Origin of the sequence: Hahella chejuensis KCTC 2396, assembly GCF_000012985.1 — a bacterium.
GTDB classification, from domain to species: Bacteria; Pseudomonadota; Gammaproteobacteria; order Pseudomonadales; family Oleiphilaceae; genus Hahella; species Hahella chejuensis.
The window spans coordinates 2,915,398-2,941,140 of record NC_007645.1 but is presented as its reverse complement, the minus strand read 5'-3'; the positions used below and the strand labels follow the sequence as shown (position 1 = coordinate 2,941,140).

The 25,743-nt window shown below is 53.3% G+C and carries 27 protein-coding genes and 1 CRISPR repeat array; of the genes, 12 read left to right on the top strand and 15 right to left on the bottom strand.

The window, feature by feature from the left end:
* The first annotated feature begins 11 nt into the window (after positions 1–11).
* The 5 genes from HCH_RS12835 to HCH_RS12815 all read left to right on the top strand — a co-directional run bounded on the left by HCH_RS12835 (position 12) and on the right by HCH_RS12815 (position 6,183).
* Complete coding sequence (locus HCH_RS12835) at positions 12–1,247, top strand: acyl-CoA dehydrogenase family protein (RefSeq protein WP_011396692.1); 1,236 nt, start codon at positions 12–14, stop codon at positions 1,245–1,247.
* Positions 1,244–2,440, top strand: a complete 1,197-nt coding sequence (locus tag HCH_RS12830) for an MFS transporter (RefSeq protein ID WP_011396691.1) — start codon at positions 1,244–1,246, stop codon at positions 2,438–2,440. Before HCH_RS12835 ends, HCH_RS12830 begins: the two co-directional genes overlap by 4 nt.
* Positions 2,437–3,600: a hypothetical protein gene (locus HCH_RS12825; RefSeq protein WP_011396690.1), complete on the top strand. Its 1,164-nt coding sequence runs from the start codon at positions 2,437–2,439 to the stop codon at positions 3,598–3,600. Before HCH_RS12830 ends, HCH_RS12825 begins: the two co-directional genes overlap by 4 nt.
* Positions 3,601–3,738: 138 nt before the next feature.
* Complete coding sequence (locus HCH_RS12820) at positions 3,739–4,230, top strand: copper uptake system-associated protein (protein WP_011396689.1); 492 nt, start codon at positions 3,739–3,741, stop codon at positions 4,228–4,230.
* Positions 4,231–4,269: 39 nt separating this feature from the next.
* Positions 4,270–6,183, top strand: a complete 1,914-nt coding sequence (locus tag HCH_RS12815) for a TonB-dependent receptor (protein ID WP_011396688.1) — start codon at positions 4,270–4,272, stop codon at positions 6,181–6,183.
* A gap of 54 nt (positions 6,184–6,237) precedes the next feature.
* Here HCH_RS12815 and HCH_RS12810 read toward each other — a convergent pair whose 3' ends face one another.
* The 3 genes from HCH_RS12810 to HCH_RS12805 form a co-directional block, all read right to left on the bottom strand.
* Positions 6,238–6,720: a hypothetical protein gene (locus HCH_RS12810; protein WP_011396687.1), complete on the bottom strand. Its 483-nt coding sequence runs from the start codon at positions 6,718–6,720 to the stop codon at positions 6,238–6,240.
* A gap of 252 nt (positions 6,721–6,972) precedes the next feature.
* Entirely contained in the window at positions 6,973–7,203 is a 231-nt protein-coding gene (locus HCH_RS34615) for a hypothetical protein (protein ID WP_011396686.1), read from the bottom strand.
* A gap of 1,006 nt (positions 7,204–8,209) precedes the next feature.
* A complete protein-coding gene (locus HCH_RS12805; protein ID WP_148212561.1) occupies positions 8,210–8,578 on the bottom strand; it encodes a hypothetical protein in 369 nt (122 codons plus the stop codon).
* Between the two features lie 183 nt (positions 8,579–8,761).
* Here HCH_RS12805 and HCH_RS12800 point away from each other — a divergent pair, with 183 nt between their 5' ends.
* Both HCH_RS12800 and HCH_RS12795 read left to right on the top strand, forming a co-directional pair.
* Positions 8,762–9,088: a helix-turn-helix domain-containing protein gene (locus HCH_RS12800; protein ID WP_011396684.1), complete on the top strand. Its 327-nt coding sequence runs from the start codon at positions 8,762–8,764 to the stop codon at positions 9,086–9,088.
* Positions 9,089–9,110: 22 nt separating this feature from the next.
* On the top strand, positions 9,111–9,698 hold the full coding sequence (locus tag HCH_RS12795; protein ID WP_148212560.1) for an IS630 family transposase: 588 nt from the start codon (positions 9,111–9,113) through the stop codon (positions 9,696–9,698).
* Here HCH_RS12795 and HCH_RS33780 read toward each other — a convergent pair.
* The 8 genes from HCH_RS33780 to HCH_RS12760 form a co-directional block, all read right to left on the bottom strand.
* A complete protein-coding gene (locus tag HCH_RS33780) occupies positions 9,695–10,060 on the bottom strand; it encodes a hypothetical protein (protein WP_148212559.1) in 366 nt (121 codons plus the stop codon). The two genes, HCH_RS12795 and HCH_RS33780, sit on opposite strands and share 4 nt — an antisense overlap.
* A gap of 146 nt (positions 10,061–10,206) precedes the next feature.
* Positions 10,207–10,623 carry a DUF7684 family protein gene (locus tag HCH_RS12790; RefSeq protein WP_041598622.1) on the bottom strand — a complete coding sequence of 139 codons (417 nt, stop codon included), beginning with the start codon at positions 10,621–10,623 and terminating at the stop codon, positions 10,207–10,209.
* A 98-nt stretch (positions 10,624–10,721) separates the two neighbouring features.
* Entirely contained in the window at positions 10,722–11,231 is a 510-nt protein-coding gene (locus HCH_RS12785; protein ID WP_148212558.1) for a hypothetical protein, read from the bottom strand.
* Positions 11,232–11,799: 568 nt separating this feature from the next.
* On the bottom strand, positions 11,800–12,474 hold the full coding sequence (locus tag HCH_RS12780; protein ID WP_011396679.1) for a hypothetical protein: 675 nt from the start codon (positions 12,472–12,474) through the stop codon (positions 11,800–11,802).
* A gap of 88 nt (positions 12,475–12,562) precedes the next feature.
* Positions 12,563–13,090, bottom strand: coding sequence for a hypothetical protein (locus HCH_RS12775; protein ID WP_041598620.1), 528 nt, complete (start codon positions 13,088–13,090; stop codon positions 12,563–12,565).
* A 64-nt stretch (positions 13,091–13,154) separates the two neighbouring features.
* On the bottom strand, positions 13,155–13,433 hold the full coding sequence (locus HCH_RS12770) for a hypothetical protein (protein WP_011396678.1): 279 nt from the start codon (positions 13,431–13,433) through the stop codon (positions 13,155–13,157).
* A 136-nt stretch (positions 13,434–13,569) separates the two neighbouring features.
* Positions 13,570–14,112, bottom strand: a complete 543-nt coding sequence (locus HCH_RS12765; protein ID WP_011396677.1) for a hypothetical protein — start codon at positions 14,110–14,112, stop codon at positions 13,570–13,572.
* Positions 14,113–14,141: 29 nt separating this feature from the next.
* A complete protein-coding gene (locus HCH_RS12760; RefSeq protein ID WP_011396676.1) occupies positions 14,142–14,507 on the bottom strand; it encodes a hypothetical protein in 366 nt (121 codons plus the stop codon).
* A 270-nt stretch (positions 14,508–14,777) separates the two neighbouring features.
* Here HCH_RS12760 and HCH_RS12755 point away from each other — a divergent pair, with 270 nt between their 5' ends.
* The 4 genes from HCH_RS12755 to HCH_RS12740 all read left to right on the top strand — a co-directional run bounded on the left by HCH_RS12755 (position 14,778) and on the right by HCH_RS12740 (position 18,208).
* Positions 14,778–15,518: a hypothetical protein gene (locus HCH_RS12755; RefSeq protein WP_011396675.1), complete on the top strand. Its 741-nt coding sequence runs from the start codon at positions 14,778–14,780 to the stop codon at positions 15,516–15,518.
* Positions 15,519–15,611: 93 nt separating this feature from the next.
* Positions 15,612–16,823, top strand: coding sequence for a chromate efflux transporter (gene chrA / locus HCH_RS12750; protein WP_011396674.1), 1,212 nt, complete (start codon positions 15,612–15,614; stop codon positions 16,821–16,823).
* A gap of 127 nt (positions 16,824–16,950) precedes the next feature.
* Positions 16,951–17,688: a dienelactone hydrolase family protein gene (locus HCH_RS12745; RefSeq protein WP_011396673.1), complete on the top strand. Its 738-nt coding sequence runs from the start codon at positions 16,951–16,953 to the stop codon at positions 17,686–17,688.
* 40 nt (positions 17,689–17,728) lie between these two features.
* Positions 17,729–18,208 (top strand): YbhB/YbcL family Raf kinase inhibitor-like protein, encoded by a 480-nt coding sequence (locus HCH_RS12740; RefSeq protein WP_011396672.1) that lies wholly within the window; start codon positions 17,729–17,731, stop codon positions 18,206–18,208.
* Here the strand turns inward: HCH_RS12740 and HCH_RS12735 are convergent.
* The gene (locus HCH_RS12735; RefSeq protein ID WP_011396671.1) at positions 18,205–18,951 is read right to left on the bottom strand and encodes a class I SAM-dependent methyltransferase; all 747 of its coding nucleotides are present in this window, start codon (positions 18,949–18,951) and stop codon (positions 18,205–18,207) included. The two genes, HCH_RS12740 and HCH_RS12735, sit on opposite strands and share 4 nt — an antisense overlap.
* A gap of 366 nt (positions 18,952–19,317) precedes the next feature.
* On the opposite strand from HCH_RS12735, the gene HCH_RS34225 reads away from it, so the two are divergent.
* The gene (locus HCH_RS34225) at positions 19,318–19,548 is read left to right on the top strand and encodes a hypothetical protein (RefSeq protein ID WP_158304957.1); all 231 of its coding nucleotides are present in this window, start codon (positions 19,318–19,320) and stop codon (positions 19,546–19,548) included.
* Positions 19,549–19,969: 421 nt separating this feature from the next.
* Positions 19,970–23,640: a CRISPR direct-repeat array (repeat unit 32 nt; unit sequence GTTTCAATCCACGCCTCCGCATGGGAGGCGAC).
* Between the two features lie 175 nt (positions 23,641–23,815).
* On the opposite strand, the gene cas2 is transcribed toward HCH_RS34225, so the two are convergent.
* From cas2 to cas4, 3 genes are read right to left on the bottom strand one after another with little or no spacing between them, the layout of a single operon-like run.
* Complete coding sequence (gene cas2, locus HCH_RS12730; RefSeq protein WP_011396666.1) at positions 23,816–24,109, bottom strand: CRISPR-associated endonuclease Cas2; 294 nt, start codon at positions 24,107–24,109, stop codon at positions 23,816–23,818.
* 4 nt (positions 24,110–24,113) lie between these two features.
* Entirely contained in the window at positions 24,114–25,130 is a 1,017-nt protein-coding gene (gene cas1c, locus HCH_RS12725; RefSeq protein ID WP_011396665.1) for a type I-C CRISPR-associated endonuclease Cas1c, read from the bottom strand.
* A complete protein-coding gene (gene cas4, locus HCH_RS12720) occupies positions 25,127–25,741 on the bottom strand; it encodes a CRISPR-associated protein Cas4 (RefSeq protein ID WP_011396664.1) in 615 nt (204 codons plus the stop codon). The genes cas1c and cas4 overlap by 4 nt, the downstream gene beginning before the upstream one ends.
* Positions 25,742–25,743: the final 2 nt, after the last annotated feature.

Genomic DNA, 25,743 nt, shown 5'->3' with positions numbered 1-25,743 from the left:
TGGCCGCACACATGATCATGAACGACAACGCTTCCTCCGCCAGCCCATCACATAGCGAGCTGGCGCAACGCATCCGCGCCTTTGTCAATGAACGGGTGATTCCCCATGAAAGCACGCTGGCCAGAGACGATGACGCCGCGCTGACGCTGCAGTCCGCGCTCGCCGCGGAGGCCCGCTCCCTGGGCCTGTGGGGCCTGTATTATCCCGCCGCCCTGGGAGGCAAAGTCGCCAGGTTAAGCGACTATTTGCCCATTGCGGAACAGGAAGGGCGCTCTGAGTTCGGGCCGGAGATCTTCGGAGGTCGCGCTGCGCTGGATGTGCGCATGCTTTCATTGCATGGAAGCGACGCCATCGCTTCTCGCTTCCTGCACCCCTTGGCGGCGGGTGATGCGGTGTCCGCCTATGGCATGTCGGAACCGGACAGCATCGGCTCCATTCCCGCCACCATTAACCTGCAGGCGCAGCGGGAGGGCGACGGCTGGCGTCTGAATGGCCGTAAGTGGTTTATCTCCAGAGCGCGACGGGCGGATTTCATCACAGTGGTGGCGCGCACCCTGGCGGACGCGCCGCCGCAACAGGCTTTATCCATGCTGGTCATGCCCACGGACGCACCCGGATTCAGCATCCTGCGCGATCTCGACATACTGGGCCGCCGCAATGGCCAACACGAGCTGCTGTTCGATAATGTCCGGCTTCCTCAAGACCATCTGTTGGGCGAGCTGCACGGCGGCATGGCGTTGATGAAACAGCGGCTACGCCTGGGCAGATCCATCAACGCCGCCCATTGGATCGGTCTGGCGCAGCGCTGCCTGGACCTGCTCGGCGAACGCGTCAACAGCGAACGCGGTCGCCTGGCGCGACTGCCGGACAAGCAGCTTATCCGACGCCTGGCGTTTATCACTCATCAAGGCATCGTCAGCGCACGCGGGCAATTGCAGTTGGCCGCCGCCAGACTGGACGCGGGTCTGGACGGCGATATGGAGGTCAACATGGCGAAAATCGCCGCGTCTCACGCGCTCAATCAGGCTGCGGACAACGCTATTCAGGTGTTCGGCGCGGAGGGGTTATGCGACGCCACGCCGCTTTCCAATATTTTTCGCTACGCCCGCGCCACCCGTATTCTCGACGGCGCCGACGAAGTGCTGATCAACACCGTGGGACGCCGCATTCTGGACGGCTATGGCGCCAGTGCGGAGCAACCCGCGCCACAGGACGCCCTGGCTGGGCGGGAGACAACGCTATCATGAACGCCGTTGCGCCTTCGTTGCGTCAGTCGTCCTTGCACAGCCTGAGCCTGCATGCCGTGTTGCTGCTGTCCATGACGCTGCCGATGCTGATCCTGTACGCCATTGGCGCCCTGGGCCCGCTGCTGATTCAGGACCTGGGCATTGAGCCCGGCTGGCTCGGTTACGTCACCCTGAGCGCCTTCGGCGTAGCGGCGGTGCTGTCCCTGGCGGCCGGGCCGCTGGTGGAGCGTCTGGGGTCGCGGCGCGGTTTGCTTCTGTTGTTTGTGAGCGTGGCGCTGGCCTACGGCCTGATGATCACCCTGCCCGGTTTTGCCGGCATTATCGCCGCCGTGGCGGTGTGCGGTGTCGCCCAGGCATTGTCGAATCCCGTCACCAACTTGTTGATCGCTCAGCGAATCGCACCGCCGCGCAAAGCATTCGCCGTTGGGCTGAAGCAATCCGGCGTGCAGCTCGGCGCCTTGATCGCCGGCGGTTTACTGCCGCTGATCGCCGTTCCTTTCGGCTGGCGCGCCGCTATAGCGACCATCATCCCTGTAGCGCTGCTTTTGGCTGTCACCGCCCCGGCTCTGGCGCCGCCGACGCCTGCTTCCGGTTCGCGTCGTTCCTGGCTGCCTGCGCGTCCGGGAGGATTGTTGCTCAACTTAATGGCCGTGCAGGCTTGCGCAGGCGTCACGCTGTCCGCATTCGTGACCTTTCTGCCCGTGTTCGCCACCCAGCAGGGCGTCAGTCAACAGGACGCAGGACTGATGGTGGCCGCATTCGGCTTGATGGGCGTCATGTCGCGCCTGACACTCACCTCCCTCTCCGCCAGGCTTCAGGATGAATCCTGGATGTTACTGGGGCTGATGGCGCTCACCGCCATAGCCATTGGAGTCACCCAACAGGCGGACCCGGACAGCCATTGGCGTCTGTGGGCCGGAGTATTAGTGGTGGGGCTCACCGCCGTAGCCACCAACGCCGTGGCCATGGGCATGTTGCTACGGGACAGCGTTTTCGGAACGCCAGCGACAGCGTCAGGTTTGTTGTCCGCCGCGTTCTTCGGCGGATTCGCTGCGGGCGCGCCCCTGTTTGGCGCCGTCTCGGGGTCTTCATACGGCTTCAGCGGCGCCTGGAGCGCCCTGGTTGTGGTCGCCTTAGCCGGTTCTGTCGCAGCGCTGGGCCTGGCCTTGCTGCGACGCAGGAGCGCCTCATGAGCAAATTGCCAACTTCCCACTGGGACGCAGCGGCGCTCTCCCAACAGGAAATCAGCAAAGCCATTGCGTTGCTGACGCGACGCCTGGACGTCATAGACGCACAATGCGGCGCTGGATTCCCCCTGTTCAGCCCTGATGGCGCGCACTGGAAAGTTTCTTCCGGCGGCTCCTGGATGGGCGGCTTTTGGGCCGGTTGCTGGGGACTGCGGGCGCTTGTTTCAGAATCCGCCAAAGACCGCGACAAAGCACTGACTCTATGCGCCGCGCTCTCAGACAAATTGCAGGCGGACACGCTCAATCGCAGCCTGATTTTCTGGTACGGACCTGCTCTCTGTGGACGCTGGTTCAGTGATCCGGACGCCCAGCATCTCGCCTCCCAGGCCGCGACCGCCGTCGCTTCCAGTTTCGATCCTGAACTCGGTTACATGCCATTGGGTTGCGACATGGGCGGCGGCGTGGACGGACGCCAACGCCTGTCCGTGGACTCTCTGGCGGCGACGATTCAGCTAATGCAAGTGAACGACGACGAGGCTCTGGACAAAGCGGCCCGCGCCCATACCGACGCCCTGGTCGCCGCCTGTTTCACCGCCAGCGGCGCCTGCAGCGCGGAAGCGCAATCCACGCTGCAACAAGAGCCACGGCAATCTATTTTGCAAGCGCTGGACCGTCCCGGCGGCTGGTCCCGTGGGCAAGCCTGGGCGATGTTGGGGCTGAGCCATGCCGCCATTCACTGGGGCTCGCCCTATCTCGATTACGCCAGAGCGGCCTGTGTGTATTGGCGTCGCTCCCGCCGCACGCCATTTCCCGCTGACCGGCCGGAGCGTAGCGACAGTTTGTCCGACCCGTCCGCCACGCTGATCGCCGCTATCGCCATACTGTCACTCTCCGAGTTACTGGACGACGGCGACAGTTGGCGCGCCTATGCGGCGCAGCAAATCGCCGCGCTTGTACGCAGTTCATACTTCGTGCGCCGCGATGGCGCCGCACACCCCGGCGCATTCAAAGGCGCCTGTTACCGCACCGGCCCCGCCGGATGCGAACTGGTGGAGTCGCCCTGGAGCAGTTTTTTCCTGCTGCAAGCATTGTGCATGCTTGCCGGCCTTATTGATGGAACGGAACAAGGAACCCAGTTGCGTTCTGTTAATCCGGCGGACAAATAGCATTCGTCTATTTGTCCGCAACGACAGGACCGGCGGATGTCAGGCCCTGTCCGCCGTGGCTTATCACCACGCAGGCGTATCCATGCGCCTGATTATTAACATGTTAAGAACACCGCCAACTACCTCTGAGGAAATAACATGAAAAACAGGCATAACAAGATGTATTCACCGCCCATCCCTTTCCGCACCCTGCTCGCCGCCGTGACGCTGAGTTCGGCGCTGGCCGCGCCCGCTTTCGCAAACGACAGTCTGACCCAGGAACAGCAGCAAGTGGTCAAACTCATCTCCGAGACCTATGACCAGCCTGACCACAAGGTGGAGACAGCGCCCGTCATCGTGGTGGACAACTACGCCATCGCCGACTGGATTCAGGGCGAACGGGGTGGACGCGCCCTGCTGCGCCGGGACGGCGATAAGTGGATGGTGCTGGCCTGCGGCGGCGATGAGTTCAAAAAAACGGATCTGCTGCACAAAGCCGGGATTCCTCAGGACACCGCCTCCCAGCTCATTTCTGAGCTGACTGAAGCGGAACAGTCCATTAGCCCGAAAAAGCTGGCGCAGTTCGGTCTTTTCGGCACGCCGAATGATCCGGGCATGTCCGCACACCACCAAAACCATCCACAAAACTGATCCGATCAGGCCCAATAAGCAGTTAAGCAAGTCAGTACTATGAAATTTTCACCCAAGAAACTAGCCGTGGCGGTCGCGTTGACCGCCGCTGGCGGCGCGCATGCGCAGACCACCGTTCTGGAGCCATTGGTGGTGACCGCTAAGCCGGTCATCGAAGAAGTCGAAGTGGATATGTTCTCCAGCACGTCCGCGGTTGTCACTGAAGAGCAGATTCGCGATCAAAACGCGGTGGACCTCACCGCCGCCCTGCGCCGGACGCCCGGCGTACAGATTTCCCGTTACAATCCGGTCGGCGCGTTTGGCGGCGATCAGGGCGGCGCGGTGTTCATCCGCGGTATGGGCGTCACCCGTCCCGGCAGTGAGATAAAGACCTACATCGACGGCCTGCCCCTGTACATGGGCTTATGGGGACACCCACTGTTGGACCTCCTGCCCGTCAACGCCATGCAATCCATGACCGTATATAAAAGCCCGCAGCCGCAGATCAACGGCAATAACTTCGCGTCCATCGATCTGCATACCAAGCGGGCGACAGAAGACGGAACTCACGGCGCCGCGCGTATCTCCGCCGGTACGTATCACACCCTGGTGCAGCAAGCGGAATTGACCAGCCGCAATGGCGATCTGGACTTTACGCTGGCGCAAGGCTACGCCACTTCTGACGGCCACCGCAAAAACGCCGACGGCGAATTGAAAAATCTCTTCGGCCGGGTTGGCGCGCAACTGAATGAGCACTGGGCTGCCTCTTTCAACGGGCTGTACGTGGACAATGAAAGCACCGATCCGGGCAAAGAAGGAGACCCCGAACCAGATGTGGCGCCGGAGTACAACACCCAGGCCTTCATGCTGGCGACCACGCTGTCCCATGAACATGGCGACTGGTCCGGTGAGTTCAGCCTGCATCACAGCTCCGGCGAAGGAAACTGGTATCACCAGAGCGGCGACGATGGCGATACGCTGTCGGATTTCACCATGAGCGGTTTGCGCTGGCGCGAGCAGTTTTCGCCCTGGATGGACGGAACCCTGGTTGCCGGTCTGGACTACGATCGCGTCTCCGGCGAAGCGCATTTCAATCGCGACGATCCCGCCCGGCGCGCGCACCTGGATGCGCCGACGTTCAAACTGTGGTCGCCCTACGTTGGGCTGAGTCATCTGTTCATGCTCAACGATGAATGGATGCTGTCACCGTCCATCGGCGTGCGTTATTACGATCACAGTGAGTTTGACGCCCAGACCGCGCCATACGCGGGCCTGTCGCTGATGTCGGACTCATTGACGCTGTTCGTCAACGCCTCCCAGGGAGTCAATTATCCGGGTCTGGAAGCGCCAACCCTGGCAGCCGCAATGCCATTTCTAAGCGATAGCTGGAAACAACTGGAAGCGGAAGAGCTGGATCATTTGGAAGCCGGCGCCAAGTTCTCGTTAACAGCCACTACCCAGGTCGACTTCAGCGTCTTCAAAGACAAGGTGAAAAACCGCTACGTCTTCGCTTTTCCTCCGCAGGTCTCCAGCCCACAGTTCATTAACTTCGGCGACTACAGTATGCGCGGCGTCGAACTATCAGTCAGCCAGACGTTGCCGGCGGGATGGTCCCTGTTCGGCGGGTTGACCCTGCTCGATCCAGATATCGACAATCTACCCTACACCCCGGAACGGGCGGTTACCGCAGGCCTGAACGGCCAAATTGGCCCTTTCCGCCTCGCCCTGGACGCCCAACATCAGTCCGAAGTCTGGGCGCTGACCCGCGGGCGGAATTCCAGTGATGTCAATGCGGAGAAAGTCAGCGGCTTCACCGTGGCCAATATGCGCGTGTCCTATCCTCTGTCCCCATTGGGTCAGGACGGCGAAGTCTTTGTCGCCGTGGAGAATCTATTCGACCGTGAATACGCCTATCGCCCAGGCTATCCCATGCCGGGACGCTGGGCGCAGATAGGGTTGTCCGCGAGCTTTTAGAAAGGGAATCCTGACAAGGACGTCTCACCCGCCAAGGCAGGATAGCCAGGCGCTCTATTTCGCCTCTAGCTCAGCCGCGCGTCTGCATGCTTCTTCCGACTTGGCGTAAACAATGTACTGGTAACGCAAGCCGGAAGAAGACGCTTCCTCACAGTCGCTATACCCTTGCTCATTCAGATAGATCGACAGCGGAAAATGGATCATCACAGGGAGCACGAAGATCATCGCCAACCCTCCCAGCATGACGGGCTGCAATAGTTTAAAGATGCGGTTTTCAGTCTTTTTACGTAATGGCTTTTTTATTTTCTCCAGCAGCTCCAATCCCCCCATCACGCAAATGGAAAGCAGACTCAAGCCTATCCCCAGCATGCCGAATAACGCCGGCTCAACATACAAACTGGGCGGCAACGCCGCCACCTGCCGGACCGTTGACGCCACCGCAAAACCAAACCACACCAAAGCGCCAAGGGAGATAGCCGTCAGTACTACCAAAATAACGACTTTCTTTGCGATAGACGGGGTACCTTTTTGAGACAAAACAGGGATTCCTTTTGAGATTCGGATAGATATAGGCGCACAGCTTACCAAAGTGGGTATCTAATCAGACTGTGGGGCAAAAAAACGATATTCTGGATTGGGTTGGTGTTGCTACTTGGTTGAGACCATCTGTGTGTGCTTAACACTCTTGTGCTCTGGCGAAAAACGAATGCTGTAAGTTTTGGGTACAGTGCCCTGAACAGGCAGCATGCTACATTTGTTAGATAGTTGCCACCCTTTAACAAATAACTATCAGGCGTCCCAAGTGTGATCTTCGTAGTAAGACTCGATGGAAGATAACGTCATTTCCCTCAATAGCTCTCCAGTATCGTACTCGCGAGCGAAGAATAAGAACTCACGCGAAGGCGATTCAAACTGGAGAATAGCGCAACCTAAATCCATAAAGTAGAGCGATCCGCCCTGGGCTTGCCCATAATCGGCGCTCAGGTTAGCCAGATGAAGTGCAGCCGAAAGCTTATCCATTTTTTGAACATCTTCGCCAACAATAACCAGGTGTTCAACATCAGCTGGATAGATCGAAAATGCGCTAAGTTTGCCGTCTTGATAATCACAATCTCCAATGCCACAAATCTCTGCCTGTAGAGATTCATTCTACCTCCGACTTTGACATACCAAATTTTAGTGGCCCCAAGCCAACGAAGGGTTCAAAAATGAGATCCATATTGCAGTTCCTCTCTGGTGATGAACATTACTAAGTTCAGAGTGGATTAAAAAAGTGGGGGGCAGGTCAATAGCGACTAACACAGCGGCTGTCAAAAGTGGCGCGACTTTGGGCGCATAAGGTATGAGACTATCGACTGTCCGTTGCAGCTAATTGCTAAGTGCTGACTAAGACTGTGCATGACCACACCTATGACAACACATGCCTTTTGGGCCGCGCCAAACTCGACTGGCGCTACAACGCTGGCATTTTAGTTCTTTGGCCAATACTGCGTTACAAGACACACACTGATTCTTCCGTCGTGTACCCTTACCAATTTTTTCGAGCTTAGCGGTACAAACAGGACAACGCCTTGGATCTTTATGCAAAGCCAATTTGTCTGTTTTTGATTTATGCTTAGGAATCTCGTTTCCTTCAAGATCCTCAAATTCTCCATTACCCATCACATTCTCAAAAGCACTTAACGCCGCCAACAAAGGCCGAGCGCAGCGAGATCCAGCGCACGTAGTACTGCGCGATGCTGCTTAGCCTTGTTAACGGTCTTGTATTTGTTGGTTATAGAATTCACATCGTTCCTCTAGACCTATAGATTTGCAGCCTCATTCTAGAAATGGACAGCCATTGATCCAGATCTCATTTTCATTCTTAAGTTCGAACTTATCGTATTTCTTGCTCATTTTTTCGAATATTCCTTTATGCTAAGTAGCTAAATCCTCATCCGTGGCTTGTTCGAGATATATTCTTTCATATCGGTTAAATTTAATACCTGGACAGTCTTCGCCGCAGGGTGTCAGGTTGATACCTTTGTTATGTACAGAACTTATGCGCTCCGCCTGAGAATGATTCAAATTCCAATCTGCCGTCAGTTTTTACTGAAACATGGTACTGCATACCATAATGGTTAGAAATACAAAAATAACCAATTCCCGCCCCGAACCAACATTGAATTTCCATATCAAACCTCTCATGAGATACAGAGTGCTCATATATATCAACTTCATCATCTGACGCAGAGTCTAGCTGTTCGGCACTTGTGTATTGAGAGTACACTTCAATTAAAGCCTCAACCATTTTATCTATAGGAGCTTTCTTGTAATCATTGGTCCAACTTTCGTCAAGAAACAATCTTTCCTCCGACGATAGACCGTTCCACCAACTCTTGATATCTGCATGCATATGATTTTTATAATACTGCAATTTTACTATACCCCTGATAACACGGAATACCCGCATGTAGCGACGAAGAAGCCGAGTTAACGCGCTTGTTATGCTCTATTTGCACTCTGATAAGTAGCCAAATAAAAATTTTCTAATAAAATAGGCGACTTACGACCACTCAATCTGATCATATTTTGCACCGTGAAGTACGTCAATCATCTTAAGCCCGCTGAAATAAAGACTCTTACCGATGGATTTCGCTACAGCCCGAGCTCCCGCTTCCGTATTCGCTGTCACGCCATACTGCTCAGCAATAAGGGGTATAAAATCGATAAAATTGCCGACATTAGCGACGCCTCCCCGGGAAGACCGCCCATTTACACGGAGCAGGAACAAGAAAAGGTTTGTAAGTGGATTGACGAGCAGCCCCAACAACTACGAGACGTCCAGATACGTCTGGAGAAAGAAACTGGAAAAAGCGCTAGTCTGGAGACCGTTAAACGGAACTTAAAAAAAATCAAAGTATAGCTTCAAGCGATTCCGCTTTTCGCTGCGCGCGCTTCGGGATGAAGACGCCTTCCGCCAGTTTCAGGGCTTTGTGAAAGATCTTCAATCCTGGGAGGATGCAGGCGAAATCGAGCTTTACTACTTTGATGAATCAGGCTTTAGTCAACGTTCTAACTTACCTTATGGCTGGAGCCCTGTGGGGAAGCCGACGCAAATGAAATCCTATCCACACAATAAGAGACTGAACGTTCTGGGGTTTATGAGTCGCCGCCAGAAGCTGATATTCCATGCCACAGAGGAGCGGGTGGACTCCGCCAAAGTCGTAGCGCTTTTTAATAAGCTGGCGGAGAGTAAAGATCCGCTTAAGCCTGCCGTGGTGCTTCTGGACAACGCCTCCATGCATCGCTCTGCGGAGTTTCGCCGACATAGGTTGGATTGGATGGATAAAGGCATCTGGCCGATCTATTTGCCGAAATATTCACCGGAGCTAAACCTGATAGAGATCTTGTGGCGAAAGGTGAAGTACAGCTGGCTGCCTTTGGATTCGTATGAGACTTTCGACAGGCTGAGAGAGTCAGTGAACGACATCCTGTCAAAGTTTGGACAGGAATATAAGATTAATTTCGTTTAGGTACTTACCCCCTCTACTGAAGCTGCAACCTGACCATTGGAATCCAGGTAGCTTAACTTACCATGATTGTAGATCGCGTTTAGAGATGTGCTAAACATGTGAGTTTCATAAACACTGCTTGGCAACTCAGTACCATCGAAATAATAAATAAAACCATTATCACTGATAGCAAAACAATAATGACTCCAATGCTCACGTCCTTCACCATTAGCAGGAATACGCAAAAGTTCAGAATCATTGTGATGATAAAAAATGGCTATATCTGTCGGCGCTTCATTTCGTAAATTCACCTTATAAACAGGAGGGCAACCTGCTAACAATACGCAAACAGTAAGTATTAACAGTAGATTAATTTTATTCATGAGCATATCGCCCGCATTAGAGGGAAACCGTGGTGAAGACATATTTGAAGTAAAAAGGAGCAAAGCGACGTACCGCAAACATGGCGAAGCTCAAGTTGCTCCATTGTATGAGGTTGTTGTGCGTGCAAGGCACTTCAGCCTCGACGCTAAATGTCTATATACATCGATAAATAATCACTCTCTTTGCTCGTAGATGCAATATGGACTATTACCGTTTTTTCCAGATCTAAAACAGGATGATGAGCGAGCCTTTTCGAATAAGTGAAAACCGCTTCAAGGGGCTCATTATCGTGCCACGTAGTCATCACACACTTCTCTTTTGGAATATCACCGTAGCTGAATGCTTCAAGATTAGCGTGATCAACTGAATCATCCCAACTACTTGCTTCGATACCCCATGCCATCATGTATAGGCAGCCAGCTTTGACCAAGCTTCTGCTAAGGTTATGTCGCCACTCGGGAGAAACCGGTTCTTCGACCACAACTATGGCGCGAAATGGTTCAGAAGACAAAACCGATAAATTCTCTGCGTTTGGCTTTATGTTCAAATATTCAATTTTCATGAAAACGTTCAATAAACAAATATGCGCGTACCGCAAAGCATTGGGGCGACTGAAGCGTAGCGTATCCCAGCCACGATAATGGCGACATTAGCGCCTTGTTAGGCAAGATCTGGCACATTACTTTTTGTCACTTCATTTGGTATTGCAAGGCGGAAATCAATCCGCACCAGCTCACCAGCAGATGTATTTTTAAGAACCGGCGCTTCATCAAGGGACTGACTTTGGGGAAACACGACCAGAGATAAGTATGGGTTCTCCCTGATTGTGGAATACATAAGCATCGCCCCAATATCAGTCCTTTTCCAGTGATTAGGGCCTTCTAGAATCTTGCCCACAGAATGATAGACCACCCTTATGCTAGACCCATTTTCGTTATCGCTAAATTTGTATACGTCGGTAGGGTGCTCTAGCTCCACTCCAACCCTTGTGAGTTGCCCCTGTAACTCTTCTGGAAGCACATCCTTTAAGCAGTGTTTCCAGATAAAGCACCACTCACAATCACAGCCATATGCTGGCACACCCTTTTGATTCTGAATTTCATGGGTTGCCTCTAAGTGAGTAGCCAATTTCCATTCGGAAATTGGAACTGTGGGGCGTCGTCTTTTCATAATCGGCTACCGCTAGCTTTCGGGTAGCCAGTGCAACGTGACAGTTGTCTCAGACGCGAAAGCGGCGACAACAGCGCCTTGTCAGGTGATACTACTGCTAGTTTCGTGTAGAGCCCCATAAATCTTCAAACTCATTTTGCGTAATCTGTTTTGCATCAAGATGTTCTTTGCCGCATTTTAGGTTTTCATCGGTTAATTCTGGCGGATCTGTGAAGTCAGACTATTCATCCTTCTCTTCGTGTAGCGCTGCAGCCTCAAGATCGCCATCTATTCAACTATTACGATTAATTACTCCATCAACCATTTGTGATTATTAATATGGCAATGATATTGGCATGTTAATAATCAGGCGCATGGATGCGCCTGCGCGGCGGCTAGCCGCGGGAGGCAGGGCCTGTCGTTGCAGACAAATAGAAGGAAGCTATTTGTCTGCCTGATTAATAGTAGAAGCTGTCCGAGCTTTCAGCTTCTACAGCACCGCAAACACACTTCTTTTTCGCCTAATGCTTCGCAGCAGAGAGCGTCCAGCGCGAAGGGCAACGCCGTATTGACTTGTTAGGACTTTTTGCTAGTCGAGCTCAATAGCACTCTCTATTGCCTCTTTAAAAAACTGAAGTTCGTTTCCCTTTAGTTCATAGTTGATGGCTACGCACTGTTCTATACCAGGGTCATAATGCTCATGGAACTTGACGCAGTAACTACCATTAACACTAACTTCAATTACAGCACCGAAACTCTGCTCAGGGACACTACCGGTTATGTATATGAGGTCATTTCCAAGTTGAGCCTTTCTATATTCCTTTGACTCTTCCCATATCATTTTGGAGCTACCATCAGGATAACCACACCGCTGAAAGTAAAACTCATCATTACCCCTATAGTTTTCGCAGAATTCTAGAAAAGGCTTAACCATCAAGACACTAGCTTCATACTTACTTGCAGCTTTAGGGACGATACTCTTTGCTACAAAGTTATTGATCCGATCATCCATATACGGATAACTCTCAAGATAAGTTAATGTACATTCAACTACATGAGTTCCTCTAATTTCATTTGGGTTATCATTCCACCCATTGAATTCTGAATAAGGCGGAAACCAAAGGACATAAAACTTTTCATCTTTCCGAAGTTCAGTACCTAAAGAAACATAAACTATTCGATTTTCACCTGACTTTGGAACGATTTCCGAATCTTGTTTATCAATCTCGTAATCTCTAGCCCAAAAACCTGCTTCTAAATCCATACCTGTCCATTAAATCCTAGCGCCGGAGATAGCTTCTGGCACTGAGTGCAGCCGAGCTCCGGTCGGTTTCAACCCCTGTCAAAATATTTTAAGCACTCAGATAGTCCCATTCGAATGTCAGCTCCCCTGCACTGTATATTATCTTTACTTTTATATGAGTGATTACACCAGTTTCTCTATTTATAGCCTTGAATTCAAGATTCGAGTCACCTAAACAATCGCAGCCCCCTTTCGCTATATATAAGCTTACTATTCTATCGTCGCTTTTGAGCTTAGGACGATCCTCAACAAACTGGAGTTCTATCTGCTTTCCATCTTGATTTTGCAGGGACATCGACTCAACTGTAACCCAACTCGGATGAGTAAGGAAAATTTGTGGATCTGAATCAATAAAAACGGGAATTATTGGTGGAAGAGGAACAATCAATGAAGCCATAACGCTGTATGTTTTTGGTCCACAATAAAATTCTATTGCAATCTCGTCACTCAGCATATCTGATGTTTCAGCTTCCAGCATCTCCATCTGAGTAAGTCCAGATAAAGCACAACCCTGAAATAAAAATAGAAAATAAATAAAACCATAGAATTTTTTCAAGATTTTTCGAGCCTCTTTCATTTAACGTTTCAGCTAATCCGCCACACGCAATGCAGTCAACTTGAACGGCTTGTTAAGGCGGGCTTTACACCCCCTTCTCCCCGTTAATATTTACTCCAACTTTGTTTAGTAAAAAAGCAATACGTCTAGCGAATTCATAATCTGACAATTGTCTTGCTTGTTTCGGAACCTTTAACTTTTCCAGCACTGAAACTCTATTTCCAAGGGTTTCGCACTTTGCTTCAAGGCGCGCCGTCTTTTTGCTCAGTTTCGCGTTTTCGCTCCTGAGCTCCCGCACAAGATTTTTCAAATAAGCGATATCAGACTTTTCTTTTTCTGATAGAGGTACTTTATTATTTTTCACAATTTACGTTCTCAAGACATATTGAGAATGCGCATTTTCCTATTGCAACACTTTGAAGATAGTTCCTCTAGTCCACCGATTCCAGTGTAAAAATCCCAATATATTGAATCGAAGTACTTTTCAGGACAGCATCACCCTAATCCTCCCAATAAAACAGCGCATCGAACTCTCTACATGCGCCCTCGTTCAGCACAGTGGGAACTTTGACCTTACGAGATAAGGTTGTTTCCAAATCCGACTGATAGAGACGCACCAAACCAAAGTCTTCCAACACCGGTTGAACCGCTTGCGCCAGATTCAATATGTCCGGCCCACTAAGTTGATCCAGGCCGCTGAAGGACGGCAACAATTTGAAACCTGATAGAGGCGCTTCGGTTTCCAGCATGACGAAGTAAGGCGACAAGCGGCTGAACAGCACTTGCAATCGCCGTTGCTCCGGCTCTATTTGTCCGTGCAGGTGCGCCTTGTCTTTATGGAAACAAGCGTCAATAAATGACGCGTAGCCGGAGCCATAATGTTCCCACTCAGCATGAACTTTAGCCATGGTTAACTGGGAAACTCTGGCGAAAATAAACTTATAGAATCCGTCGATGGCGCGTTCATCGCCACCGCTCCAAGGCGGCTCGTCAGTGATCGGCTGCTGATTATGCAGTAGGTGGATTTGCTGGTCGGTGAACAACGGACTCTCCCTAGTGAATGCAGGTCACCCTAACACGCCAGTGCGCCGATGGTCACCGCATCGCCGGAACATAGTTGAAAGTTCATGTCCTGGCCGGGACACAGGTGTTCGCCGTTGTGACGATGTATGTGAATATCAACGATAGCTTCGCCGTGCACGGAGTTTTTGTCCAGATAATAGAAATACTTGGACTCCCCTTCCGGCAATGGGATGTTGTCGTCGCCGTCAAAAGGCCGGATGCTGGCGCTGAAGGCGTTGGCGTATTGCGTCAGGGCCTCGCCCAAGGTGGCGGCGGCGGTTTCGAACGGCGCGTTCTCAACCAGGATGTATTTATCCTGTACGGGACATTTCTCAAAACGATATCGGGGGGTTGCCGGACCAATAATTCTGACCATGAATACTTCTGTCTGATTGAAAAGAATAGGCGTCGCCAGGCGACTAAACCGGATTGCTGGCTCATATTGCGCAGGTCGTCTCAACGGCGACCTTAATCAATACGTCGAATACCCTTTCGAAGCTGCGCCGTCACTGGCGCGACAGGCCGCTGCACACTCCGTATACCGGTTAGCGTTGGCGGCCGTATTAAGGTATAACACCCGTAGAGCGGACGGTGAATCGGCCATTTGTCCGTGTATTTACAAAGAGATCCAAGAGGATATTCCGTCGTGAAAGAACTGGAGCAACTTTTAACCGCTTCCGCCATTCAAGACGCCAACTGGGCGTCGGATTTACTTGCTCACATGACCACCGATGACGACGACGCTGTCGAGGCGGCGAATGAAGCCTGCAGCGCCATACTCGCCCATCCCGACGCCATCGCGCATCCACGCTGGCCCGAACTGGTGGAGGCCGCGATCAACGCCTCCCGCGACTTCGAGGACGTAGCGGAGGAAGTCTACGGCGAACGCATTTCTTTCGAAGATGACGAAGGCGGATTATGTCAGGGGTTCGATGGATACAGCACAACCTACAGCGTCGCCCTGCTGCTTGGCGAGAAAACCACCCGCGCCCACCCACAGTGGTTTGACCTGGTCCTCGCGCTGATGGACTTTAGCGATTGTTCCGAGCATCAAGCGCCAGTCGTCGAAGAAACCATATTGCCGGCTATTCTGGATAACTATCCGCAATGGGATCAGTTAATCCCTCATGTGCTTGAGTTTGACGCACATACATTTATTGGAGACCTGCTGCCTCTGCCCCAAGTCCTGTCGCACCCGGATTTAATGCAATGGGTGGAGCCACTTACAAGTTACAGAATGATGGTAGATGCCGTTGTTCACCCAGATGTGGCGGCCCATGAGCGCTGGCGGGAGCTGGCCTTATTAGTTAATGGCGACCCCAGCATTCGCAGTTACAGCGAATACCCTGCTCTGCAAAAGCTCCTGCAGGAAAGAGGCTTGGAGTAATTTTTCACTTAATCTGAAAGAGACTCTTTTTTGTCATCAAAGCGCAATATAACAGACTTAGCATTTCGCACTTTTTGATTCACAAACGCCGCTATGAACGACCTCACTGACACTCCCGCTCAAACCTCCACGACCGGCGATATCTTTCGCGCGTTTTTAAAACTGGGTCTGACGTCTTTTGGCGGACCGGTGGCGCATTTGGGGTATTTCCGCGATGAATTCGTCACCCGGCGGCGCTGGTTGAGCGAAGAAAGTTACGCCGATCTGGTGGCGTTATGTCAATTCCTGCCGGGGCCGGCAAGCAGTCAGGTGGGGTTTGCGTTGGGGATGCGTCGTGGCGGCCTGCAAGGCGCACTGGCCGCCTGGACTGCTTTTACCTTGCCATCCGCGTTGTTTCTGTTGCTCTTCGCGCTTAGCGCTGACGTATTTGCCGGAGATGTCGGGCAAAGCCTCATTCACGGACTGAAACTGGTTGCAGTCGCTGTTGTGGCGCAGGCGGTGTGGGGTATGGCGCGCAGCCTGTGCCCGGATCGCCAGCGCGCCGGCATCGCAGTGGGCGCGGTGATTCTGACCGCCGCCCTTCCCTCAGCCTTCGGACAAATAGGCGTTATTGCGCTTGGCGCCGGGGCGGGTTTGCTTCTTTGCGGTCATGCGCAACGCAAAGTGGAAGAGCACCGACCGGTCGAGTTTCCCCACGGCAAGTCATATGTCGCCCTGGCGACGTTCTTTCTTTTGCTGCTCATTCTGCCCGCGCTCACCCTTGCCACAGGCTCACAGGCATTAGCATTGTTTGAAGCCTTTTATCGCACCGGCGCGCTGGTGTTTGGCGGCGGGCATGTGGTGCTGCCCTTATTGGAGGCCAGCGTGGTGGACCCGGGCTGGATCAGTGCCGACAGTTTTATCGCCGGCTATGGCGCCGCGCAGGCGGTTCCCGGCCCCTTGTTTACGTTCGCCGCATATCTCGGCGCGTCCGTCTCTTCATCGCCGAACGGCCTGCTGGGCGCGGCCATCAGTCTTATCGCCATTTTCCTGCCCGGCATGCTGTTGGTGATCGCCGTGCTTCCTCATTGGGACCGCTTCCGCAAACAAGCCCGCGCCCAGGCCGCCATGGCGGGCGCCAACGCGGCGGTAGTGGGTCTGCTGGGCTCAGCGCTTTATCATCCGGTGTGGACCAGCTCCGTGCTGTCTGCGCAGGACTTCGCCATCGCCCTGACCGCATTCACCTTGTTGACGATCTGGAAACTGGCGCCGTGGAAAGTCGTTGTCGCCACCACCCTTGCAGGCGCTCTGTTCGCCTATTTCTGAAACTGATTCTGCTCGCTAAACCTGATTCTTACGTACTTCGTACTAGACTGAGTACTGTCGGAGGCGGCCTGTCCAACACCGACGCCCCTACAATAAAAACAGCGACTCACTAACACGGAGACCGGTTATGAGAAAACCACTACTCACCCTGCTGAGCCTTGTCTTTTCCTGTGGCGCTCTCGCCGCGGGCAAAACAGTCACTTATAAAGTCGACGGCGACGCCTATGAAGGTTATTACGTCAGCCCCGGCAAAGACGCGCCTCTGGTGCTGCTGGTGCACGATTGGGACGGCTTGACCGACTATGAAGTCAAACGCGCGGAAATGTTATCTGACATGGGCTACGCCGTATTCGCCGTCGACCTGTTCGGCGCCGGCGTGCGCCCCACCAAAGACGAAGACAAACGCCAGCATACCGGCGAACTCTATAAAGACCGTAACAAAATGCGCAAACTGTTGCAGGCGTCTTTGGATACAGCCAAGTCAGAGGGCGGAAACGTCAACAACGCTGTCGCCATGGGATACTGCTTCGGCGGCGCGGCGGTATTGGAGATGGCCCGCTCCGGCGCCGATCTGAAAGGCTTCGCGTCTTTCCATGGCGGACTGCAAACGCCGGATGGACAGGACTACAGCAAAGCTCAGGGCCAGCTCCTGGTCCTGCACGGCAGCGCCGATTCCGCCATCACCATGGAGCAGTTCGCGGCCTTGGCCAACGAACTTGAAAAAAGCGGCGTCAGCCACGAAATGATTACTTATAGCGGCGCGCCTCATGCTTTTACTGTATTTGGGTCGGATCGATACAGAGAAGATGCGGACAAAAAATCCTGGCGCCGCTTCGGCGAGTTTCTCGCCAGCGTGACGCAATAAATCCGAGCAATAAGGAACAGGCTTTTTAGGGAGAGGATTCATGGGATTTGCTTTATCCAATATGCAGCTTACCAGCGCGGCGTTCAGCAATGACGGCCGCATCCCCAGCAAACATACCGGCGAAGGCGAAGATGTCTCGCCTGCGTTGTCCTGGTCGGGAGAACCGGCGGGAACGCAGAGCTTCGCTGTCATCTGTCACGATCCGGACGCGCCCTTGATCGGCGCCCAGGGAACTTATGGATTCGTGCATTGGGCGTTGTATAACATTCCCGCCGATGTGCACAGTTTGCCGGAGGGCGTCAACGCTTACGCCACCGGCAGAACGGATTTCGGCAAAACCGGCTACGGCGGCCCCATGCCGCCGCCGGGACACGGGACTCATCGCTATTATTTCTGGATTCTGGCGCTCAACGCCCAATTGGATCTGCCGGAAGGGCTCACGCTCTGGCAATTGCTGGAGAAAGTGGAGCCCCATGTCATCGGCATGAATCGGTTGGTTGGCGTGTACAGCCGCAGTTAGCCCCCGTGGCGGCCGGCGAGGATAAACACATCCATCGTCACCGGGCGGGTTTTCATCCCGCCCCAGGCTTCCTTCATTCGGGCGTAACTATCCGCGAAGAAGCTGTCGCCGCGATCTTCCATACAGCGCCGAGTCGCCGACCAGCTGTGCAGATAGGAGAAGAATTCGTCCAGAGTCCAGGGCATGATCAATTCAAACCGCGGCGTGCGAATGGGTTCGAGAGGAAACGGCACATCTTTATACTCGTTCCAAAGCAATAGATTTTGCGGCGCCCAATAGGGCTCGATCACCTGCAACAGACTCTGCTCCAGAACGCCGTCCAGCTCCATGCCCAGATGCGGCCAACTATAACCCCAAGCGGCAAACAACCCGCCTGGACGCAATACTCGTTTCACTTCCGGCCAGAACTTCTCGTAATCGAACCAGTGCAAGGCCAGAGCGACGCAGACGGGGTCGAAATAATCATCGGGATAACCGGTGTCTTCACTGGGTCGCACAGAATAATGCACCCCATGGTAAGTCGGCGCGTTTTCAATCTGCGCCGCGCTGACGTCACTGGCCTCCACCACGGAAAAATACTCCCGCAAATGCGCCGCCGCCTGCCCGTTGCCACACCCCGCATCCCACACCCGCTCATGCCCATCGCACGCATCCGCCAACCACTGATACAACGCCTTGGGATAATGCGGCCGCGCCTTGGCGTATATCTCCGCCTTATCGTCAAAAAGCTTCTGAATATCCATGTCCCCCCATCCTTAACAGTTTGAAAAGCATCAAAGATTCACTTATGACTATTGCTTGTTTGAGGGGAAATCGCAAATGCGCGTGGGAGGATATCGGTTAGCGAAAGCTGCTTTGAATAACGCTAGAACTTGCTGTTTTTTTTATTGTCGCTTATGCAGTACTTGCATAGAAACATACCTCCGCGCGGGAGGGCGACAGTAGCAAATAACACTAGAAAGCCCGTCATAAACCAGAATCAGCAGGTCAAAACAGTCAATATTCACGGAATATCCTGTAGCATGACCAATGGCAGATGTTGCTTGCAACAGTATTGAGATATTACGAGCATATGGCAAAGAGGCTGAAGACTTCAGGAATAGCAACTAATGCCTAAACGAAAGTATAACCCGCAATGGATAAGGTCCTCAAAACCAGACGAGTCTGGACAGTATTTGGTTGCTGTCGACTCGGTGTTAGGCATGGGGGCAATAATGTGTTACGAATATTCCGTCATCAACGGATGGTCTCATAAGGACCCCAATGAAACCATCTTCGCTTATATGAAGCTTGAAGATGCCGTGAGCGCTTTACCATATCCTTGGGATGATGACGAATAAACTTCTCTCGCTACTATTAATCCGGCAGACAAATAGCTTCCTTCTATTTGTCTGCAACGACAGGGCCTGCACATGTCAGACCCTGTCTCCCGCGGCTTGTCGCCGCGCAGGCGCGTCCATGCGCCTGGTTATTAACATGCCAGTATCATTGCCATGTTAATAATGAATGACGGGCGATACCTGCCCGTTTCCTTGATTAAGATTGAGTTCGCGACGTCGGGTATGTTCAACAAAGTCATTTATAAATATGGCAATGATGTTGCCATCCTTCAACACCTCCCAACAGTCCGCACATTCAAACGTTTCTGCGCCATTCTTATAAGAGAATAACTACTAAGTACCGCGCCGCTTCTCTCGGCGTTTTTGCCATTTCATATTAATGCCTCTCTTTAAAATGCTTGGATTTTTTAGGGGAGGCTCAGTTTCAACCCATATCTCCGCATGGGAGGCGACTCATCGGGACAATGTTGGAGGTATCCTTGGCATGGTTTCAATCCACGCCTCCGCATGGGAGGCGACCCCCGAATAAAAGCGACCAAATCATTAGACTTTACGTTTCAATCCACGCCTCCGCATGGGAGGCGACCTGGACTCATGTTAATGCCGGTGGAATTTATGCTGTTTCAATCCACGCCTCCGCATGGGAGGCGACTCACTTGTAATAAAAAGGGTTAAGGGCGCTGAGCCGTTTCAATCCACGCCTCCGCATGGGAGGCGACTTGGGTGTTCACACCACAACCGTATCTAAATGGATGTTTCAATCCACGCCTCCGCATGGGAGGCGACCTGGTGGACCGTCTGAGGCGCAATGCCATGCATGGTTTCAATCCACGCCTCCGCATGGGAGGCGACCAAATGCTTTCAACAGCTGTTAATGCAATTGCAGTTTCAATCCACGCCTCCGCATGGGAGGCGACTACGGTTCCCATTTTTCACGCGGTTCAAATTCCTGTTTCAATCCACGCCTCCGCATGGGAGGCGACCCCGGCTGCGACGGTTTTCTCTTCCGGCGCTTGCAGTTTCAATCCACGCCTCCGCATGGGAGGCGACGCTCGGTGTTAGGTAGATCCAGATCGACGGACGCGTTTCAATCCACGCCTCCGCATGGGAGGCGACCTGCGCTTCGGCAGCTCGCTTCGCTCGATGCTTAAGTTTCAATCCACGCCTCCGCATGGGAGGCGACGCCATCTACCGTTCGACTAACAGACAAAGAGCAGGTTTCAATCCACGCCTCCGCATGGGAGGCGACCTTTTTTTGCATTGTCTTTATGACCTCCTGAGTCGTTTCAATCCACGCCTCCGCATGGGAGGCGACTCCGATATCCATTGATGCCGGGGTCGCAGAGCAGTGTTTCAATCCACGCCTCCGCATGGGAGGCGACAATGCTCTACCCAGTCCGTCAATAGCTTTCATTCGTTTCAATCCACGCCTCCGCATGGGAGGCGACGTGATTGATCGCCCCGGTGTAGAGCTAAGGGGCGTTTCAATCCACGCCTCCGCATGGGAGGCGACAAATTCTACGGCTCGAAGATAGAGGTGGTCTCATGTTTCAATCCACGCCTCCGCATGGGAGGCGACTTTTCACCGCTGTTTGTTTTTTCTTTTTCCCCTGTTTCAATCCACGCCTCCGCATGGGAGGCGACGAACGATTGACCTAGGGTTACGTATTGAGCCTTCGTTTCAATCCACGCCTCCGCATGGGAGGCGACCTTTCGTTGATAACGGCAATACAAGGATCAGGGTCAGTTTCAATCCACGCCTCCGCATGGGAGGCGACGATTTAGCTGCGTTAGGGCTTTTCTCAGTGTTTGGTTTCAATCCACGCCTCCGCATGGGAGGCGACGAGAGGGGGAATTTTCCTTATGCCTGAAATCCTGTTTCAATCCACGCCTCCGCATGGGAGGCGACCATGGGCCGTAATCAGCTCCCGCGCCAGCTTCGGTTTCAATCCACGCCTCCGCATGGGAGGCGACGCCCCACGCAATGGTTGACGGGTTGTGGATCATCATGTTTCAATCCACGCCTCCGCATGGGAGGCGACTTAGTAACAACGGTCCGGCCTTCTTTAATCGCAGGTTTCAATCCACGCCTCCGCATGGGAGGCGACGAGCTAATCCATATAACTGATCGCAAGATCGGAGTTTCAATCCACGCCTCCGCATGGGAGGCGACCAAACTTAATGCCGCCAATGGTCGCAGACCAGTCGTTTCAATCCACGCCTCCGCATGGGAGGCGACCAAACTTAATGCCGCCAATGGTCGCAGACCAGTCGTTTCAATCCACGCCTCCGCATGGGAGGCGACGCATACGGGAGCGCGATCATTCCCACCCCCAAAAGGTTTCAATCCACGCCTCCGCATGGGAGGCGACACAACAAAACGCCCACCTTACACACACTGTCGCCGTTTCAATCCACGCCTCCGCATGGGAGGCGACTTATATAAGCGGCCAAACCCGCCGCTATTACGATTGTTTCAATCCACGCCTCCGCATGGGAGGCGACGCGAGACAATTGTGTATCTCCCCGCCGCTGGATCGTTTCAATCCACGCCTCCGCATGGGAGGCGACGTTATGGTAATTCGTCTCCACTTGTTGCCAAGGGGTTTCAATCCACGCCTCCGCATGGGAGGCGACATTTTGTTCACTTTGTCAACAACCCTGATTGTTAGTTTCAATCCACGCCTCCGCATGGGAGGCGACCAGGGATCTCTCCCGCCTCGAAATAAACATTCGCGTTTCAATCCACGCCTCCGCATGGGAGGCGACGGCAATAACCAAGGTATCTGTGACAGGCTCACCGGTTTCAATCCACGCCTCCGCATGGGAGGCGACATTTTCTAAAGTTGATAGCTTGCTTGCGGTGTTTCAATCCACGCCTCCGCATGGGAGGCGACGATCAATTTACGTCTGTTGTAAATAAAGTTAGAAGTTTCAATCCACGCCTCCGCATGGGAGGCGACGGTTATGTCGTCGACTAATACTTTGGTTGGCGGTGTTTCAATCCACGCCTCCGCATGGGAGGCGACCTGGTCTATGAATACTGTCTCGCTCATGCGGACACAGTTTCAATCCACGCCTCCGCATGGGAGGCGACTCGCTTAAGGACTCTGACCTGCATGGTTATTCGCTGTTTCAATCCACGCCTCCGCATGGGAGGCGACATAGAGATCCTCTACCATCTTCTTTTTCATGATGTTTCAATCCACGCCTCCGCATGGGAGGCGACGCCTTGCCCGCCGCGCACAGGATAGCGCCGTCAAGTTTCAATCCACGCCTCCGCATGGGAGGCGACTTAAAGCATCATCCATCGCGGGCCGGCCTGACTGTTTCAATCCACGCCTCCGCATGGGAGGCGACTTTTTCGCACCCAGTATCAAAAGGGCCTGTAAATGTTTCAATCCACGCCTCCGCATGGGAGGCGACAGCTGGCACCGCGTTGACCTGCCCAGGCTGACACGTTTCAATCCACGCCTCCGCATGGGAGGCGACCTAAGTTGGTGACTTGGTATTCTGCGCAAATACCGGTTTCAATCCACGCCTCCGCATGGGAGGCGACGATAAATGAGAAACGAATACGGCTTTGGAGCTGAAGTTTCAATCCACGCCTCCGCATGGGAGGCGACCTGAGATGCTCGCCATGGCCGCACAGATGGACCAGTTTCAATCCACGCCTCCGCATGGGAGGCGACGTCGGGGTGACTAGCGGACCGCGCTTGTACATGAAGTTTCAATCCACGCCTCCGCATGGGAGGCGACTCTTTCTTGGCGGATTTCTTGACCGGCTTCTCAGGTTTCAATCCACGCCTCCGCATGGGAGGCGACAGTGAAGCCGTGCTCTAGTGAAGCCGTGCTCTAGTGTTTCAATCCACGCCTCCGCATGGGAGGCGACCTTGTGTAAGTTTCCCAATCATCAAGTTTATTAGTGTTTCAATCCACGCCTCCGCATGGGAGGCGACCTTCATTGATTGTATCCGAGATCGACTTTCGCTGGTTTCAATCCACGCCTCCGCATGGGAGGCGACCCAGCACGGCGATACGGTGCTTCAGATCCGCACATGTTTCAATCCACGCCTCCGCATGGGAGGCGACTGCCTTACTATAACTCGATGTTTTCAGGCGTGTTAATAGCGCTTTTGCGCTAACCTGTGCGTTTCCTGGTTGTTAAAGAGCGTTGGTTTTAACTCTGGGGATTAAACTGTTTATTTTTCATATACCTATAACTGCGCTAACCTCCCAGGGATTTTATGGGAGCCTGGGGTTAGCGCTAGATGATCAGGGAGTCTCTGAAAATGTCCGGGGTGGGTTTGGCGCCGTAGTGTTCGACTTTCTGGCGGCCTTTTTTGCCGAGGAAATAAAACCGCAGGCTGTCTTCGTCTGGGTGATAGATATCCAGCAGTTTCTGCTTGAGAAAGGTGAATTGCGCCGGGTCGACTTCGCATTCGAATACGGAGTTTTGCACTCTCATGCCGTAATCCACACATACCTTGGCGATATGGCGCAACCGCCGTTGTCCTTCTGAGGTTATTACACTGACGTCATAGGTTATCAACACCAACATGGCCTCACCTTGTGGAGAACGGAGGATAGTGCTGGAGATCGCCGCGTAAATGGCGAGCCAAGAGCAGCGCCTGACAATGCGGCAATAATCCGACCTGAACTTTTTCATTTAAAAACGGATGGGAAATTTCTTCCTGCTTCTTCTCCTGATATGCGACCAGCACCTTACGTCGGGCGTCCTCTTTCAAACGCACCGCCCCGCTGGCTTCAATATCAAAGTCGCTGGCTTTGACTTCCTTTCGGTTAATCAACGTCAGCACCAAACGATCGCACCACCACGCCCGAAATTCCTCCAGAATATCCAGCGCCAGCCCTACTCGTCCCGGCCGGTCAACGTGCAGATAGCCCACATAGGGGTCCAAACCGACGCCTTGTAATGCAGAGGATATTTCCTGCGCCACCAGGGTATACAGGAAAGAAAGCAGCGCGTTCACTGGGTCTGTTGGAGGCCGTCTCACTCTGCCCTTGAAGTCAAATCCGTCTTGCTTGAGTAGTTGGTTGAAGACGCCAAAATAGATGGCGGCCGCCTCGCCTTCGAGTCCGCGAAGTATGTCCAGATTATCCGGGCGCTCGCATCTGCGCAGACAGTTGGCCAATCTGGCGATGGCTTCGTCCAAAGATGGGTGAGCCCCCTTGTTCCGCACTTCCCTTTGCAGCACCCGCCGACTGTTGGCGATTTTCGCCAGCACAATGCTGCGGGCGATATCCAGTCGCGGCGTATCTTTATCGCTGACGCGGTATTGCTCACGGCGCAGCAAGACATTGCCACTTTGCCGGCCCTGGATGCGCGCCAGAAACTTCCCGTATTCCGTGAAGAACACCAAACCAATACCCTGCTCGCCACAATACCCCATTAAAAACGGTGAGACCGAGATTTGCCCAAAACAGAAAATATTCGCCACCGCATGCGCTGGAAATTGCGCCAGCTTATCCTTGCCTTGCTTGATGACGATCGTTTCACGCTCTTTATGCAGATAACTTTCCTGCCGGGTGACATAAAGGCTGTTCTGCAATTTCTTCATGGTTCCAGCATGCCCCTCAGATATTGATCCACCCGGTCTTCCTGCATGGCTTTGGGCTGACACTCATCCCTCAGCGAGCAAGCCAGACAATGCTTTCCATACACAGCGCGCGGCGTTCGTTGACTTGAAAACAATGCCTGGACCTGACTAATGACATCCAAAGTCTCTGCGCGCAGCGCGGCGTCCAGCTCAACCCACTCACGCTGACGCACCTCCCAATACCAAAGCGCCGCCCGATCTATTTTGACGCCTCGCATCTCCTCCAGACAGAGCGCCTGCGCGCATAATTGCACTCGGTCGCAGTTAGTGACTTTGGGCTTGCCGCGCTTGTACTCTACTGGCGTAAAAGTCATGTCTCGAAGGTCGATCTCCAAAACGTCCAACACCCCCTGAACGCCAAGCTCATGACTGATCACCTCCACACTACGCTCAATACGGGTATTCGCGCGCTGCTCCGGCTTCCCCTCATCCGTACGCTGATGCAACACCCTGCCCTGCGCCGTCCAATAGTTCTCCGCCCAAAACCGCTCAATATGAATGAGCGCGCATTGACGTGGGCAGTAGACGTAGTGTTGCAAAGCAGATAATGGGATCAGCCGTTCTTCTTCCATAG

What these genes read in the sequence shown, in the direction of transcription:
- HCH_RS12735 (WP_011396671.1), bottom strand. Translation starts at nt 18,951, where the DNA reads ATGGATATTCAGAAGCTTTTTGACGATAAGGCGGAGATATACGCCAAG.
- HCH_RS33780 (WP_148212559.1), bottom strand. Translation starts at nt 10,060, where the DNA reads ATGAATAAAATTAATCTACTGTTAATACTTACTGTTTGCGTATTGTTA.
- HCH_RS34615 (WP_011396686.1), bottom strand. Translation starts at nt 7,203, where the DNA reads ATGGATAAGCTTTCGGCTGCACTTCATCTGGCTAACCTGAGCGCCGAT.
- HCH_RS12790 (WP_041598622.1), bottom strand. Translation starts at nt 10,623, where the DNA reads ATGAAAATTGAATATTTGAACATAAAGCCAAACGCAGAGAATTTATCG.
- HCH_RS12825 (WP_011396690.1), top strand. Translation starts at nt 2,437, where the DNA reads ATGAGCAAATTGCCAACTTCCCACTGGGACGCAGCGGCGCTCTCCCAA.
- HCH_RS34225 (WP_158304957.1), top strand. Translation starts at nt 19,318, where the DNA reads ATGCCTAAACGAAAGTATAACCCGCAATGGATAAGGTCCTCAAAACCA.
- HCH_RS12785 (WP_148212558.1), bottom strand. Translation starts at nt 11,231, where the DNA reads ATGAAAAGACGACGCCCCACAGTTCCAATTTCCGAATGGAAATTGGCT.
- HCH_RS12830 (WP_011396691.1), top strand. Translation starts at nt 1,244, where the DNA reads ATGAACGCCGTTGCGCCTTCGTTGCGTCAGTCGTCCTTGCACAGCCTG.
- HCH_RS12820 (WP_011396689.1), top strand. Translation starts at nt 3,739, where the DNA reads ATGAAAAACAGGCATAACAAGATGTATTCACCGCCCATCCCTTTCCGC.
- HCH_RS12835 (WP_011396692.1), top strand. Translation starts at nt 12, where the DNA reads ATGATCATGAACGACAACGCTTCCTCCGCCAGCCCATCACATAGCGAG.
- HCH_RS12805 (WP_148212561.1), bottom strand. Translation starts at nt 8,578, where the DNA reads ATGCATGCAGATATCAAGAGTTGGTGGAACGGTCTATCGTCGGAGGAA.
- HCH_RS12775 (WP_041598620.1), bottom strand. Translation starts at nt 13,090, where the DNA reads ATGAAAGAGGCTCGAAAAATCTTGAAAAAATTCTATGGTTTTATTTAT.
- cas1c (WP_011396665.1), bottom strand. Translation starts at nt 25,130, where the DNA reads ATGAAGAAATTGCAGAACAGCCTTTATGTCACCCGGCAGGAAAGTTAT.
- HCH_RS12740 (WP_011396672.1), top strand. Translation starts at nt 17,729, where the DNA reads ATGGGATTTGCTTTATCCAATATGCAGCTTACCAGCGCGGCGTTCAGC.
- HCH_RS12760 (WP_011396676.1), bottom strand. Translation starts at nt 14,507, where the DNA reads ATGGTCAGAATTATTGGTCCGGCAACCCCCCGATATCGTTTTGAGAAA.
- HCH_RS12780 (WP_011396679.1), bottom strand. Translation starts at nt 12,474, where the DNA reads ATGGATTTAGAAGCAGGTTTTTGGGCTAGAGATTACGAGATTGATAAA.
- chrA (WP_011396674.1), top strand. Translation starts at nt 15,612, where the DNA reads ATGAACGACCTCACTGACACTCCCGCTCAAACCTCCACGACCGGCGAT.
- HCH_RS12815 (WP_011396688.1), top strand. Translation starts at nt 4,270, where the DNA reads ATGAAATTTTCACCCAAGAAACTAGCCGTGGCGGTCGCGTTGACCGCC.
- cas2 (WP_011396666.1), bottom strand. Translation starts at nt 24,109, where the DNA reads ATGTTGGTGTTGATAACCTATGACGTCAGTGTAATAACCTCAGAAGGA.
- cas4 (WP_011396664.1), bottom strand. Translation starts at nt 25,741, where the DNA reads ATGGAAGAAGAACGGCTGATCCCATTATCTGCTTTGCAACACTACGTC.
- HCH_RS12745 (WP_011396673.1), top strand. Translation starts at nt 16,951, where the DNA reads ATGAGAAAACCACTACTCACCCTGCTGAGCCTTGTCTTTTCCTGTGGC.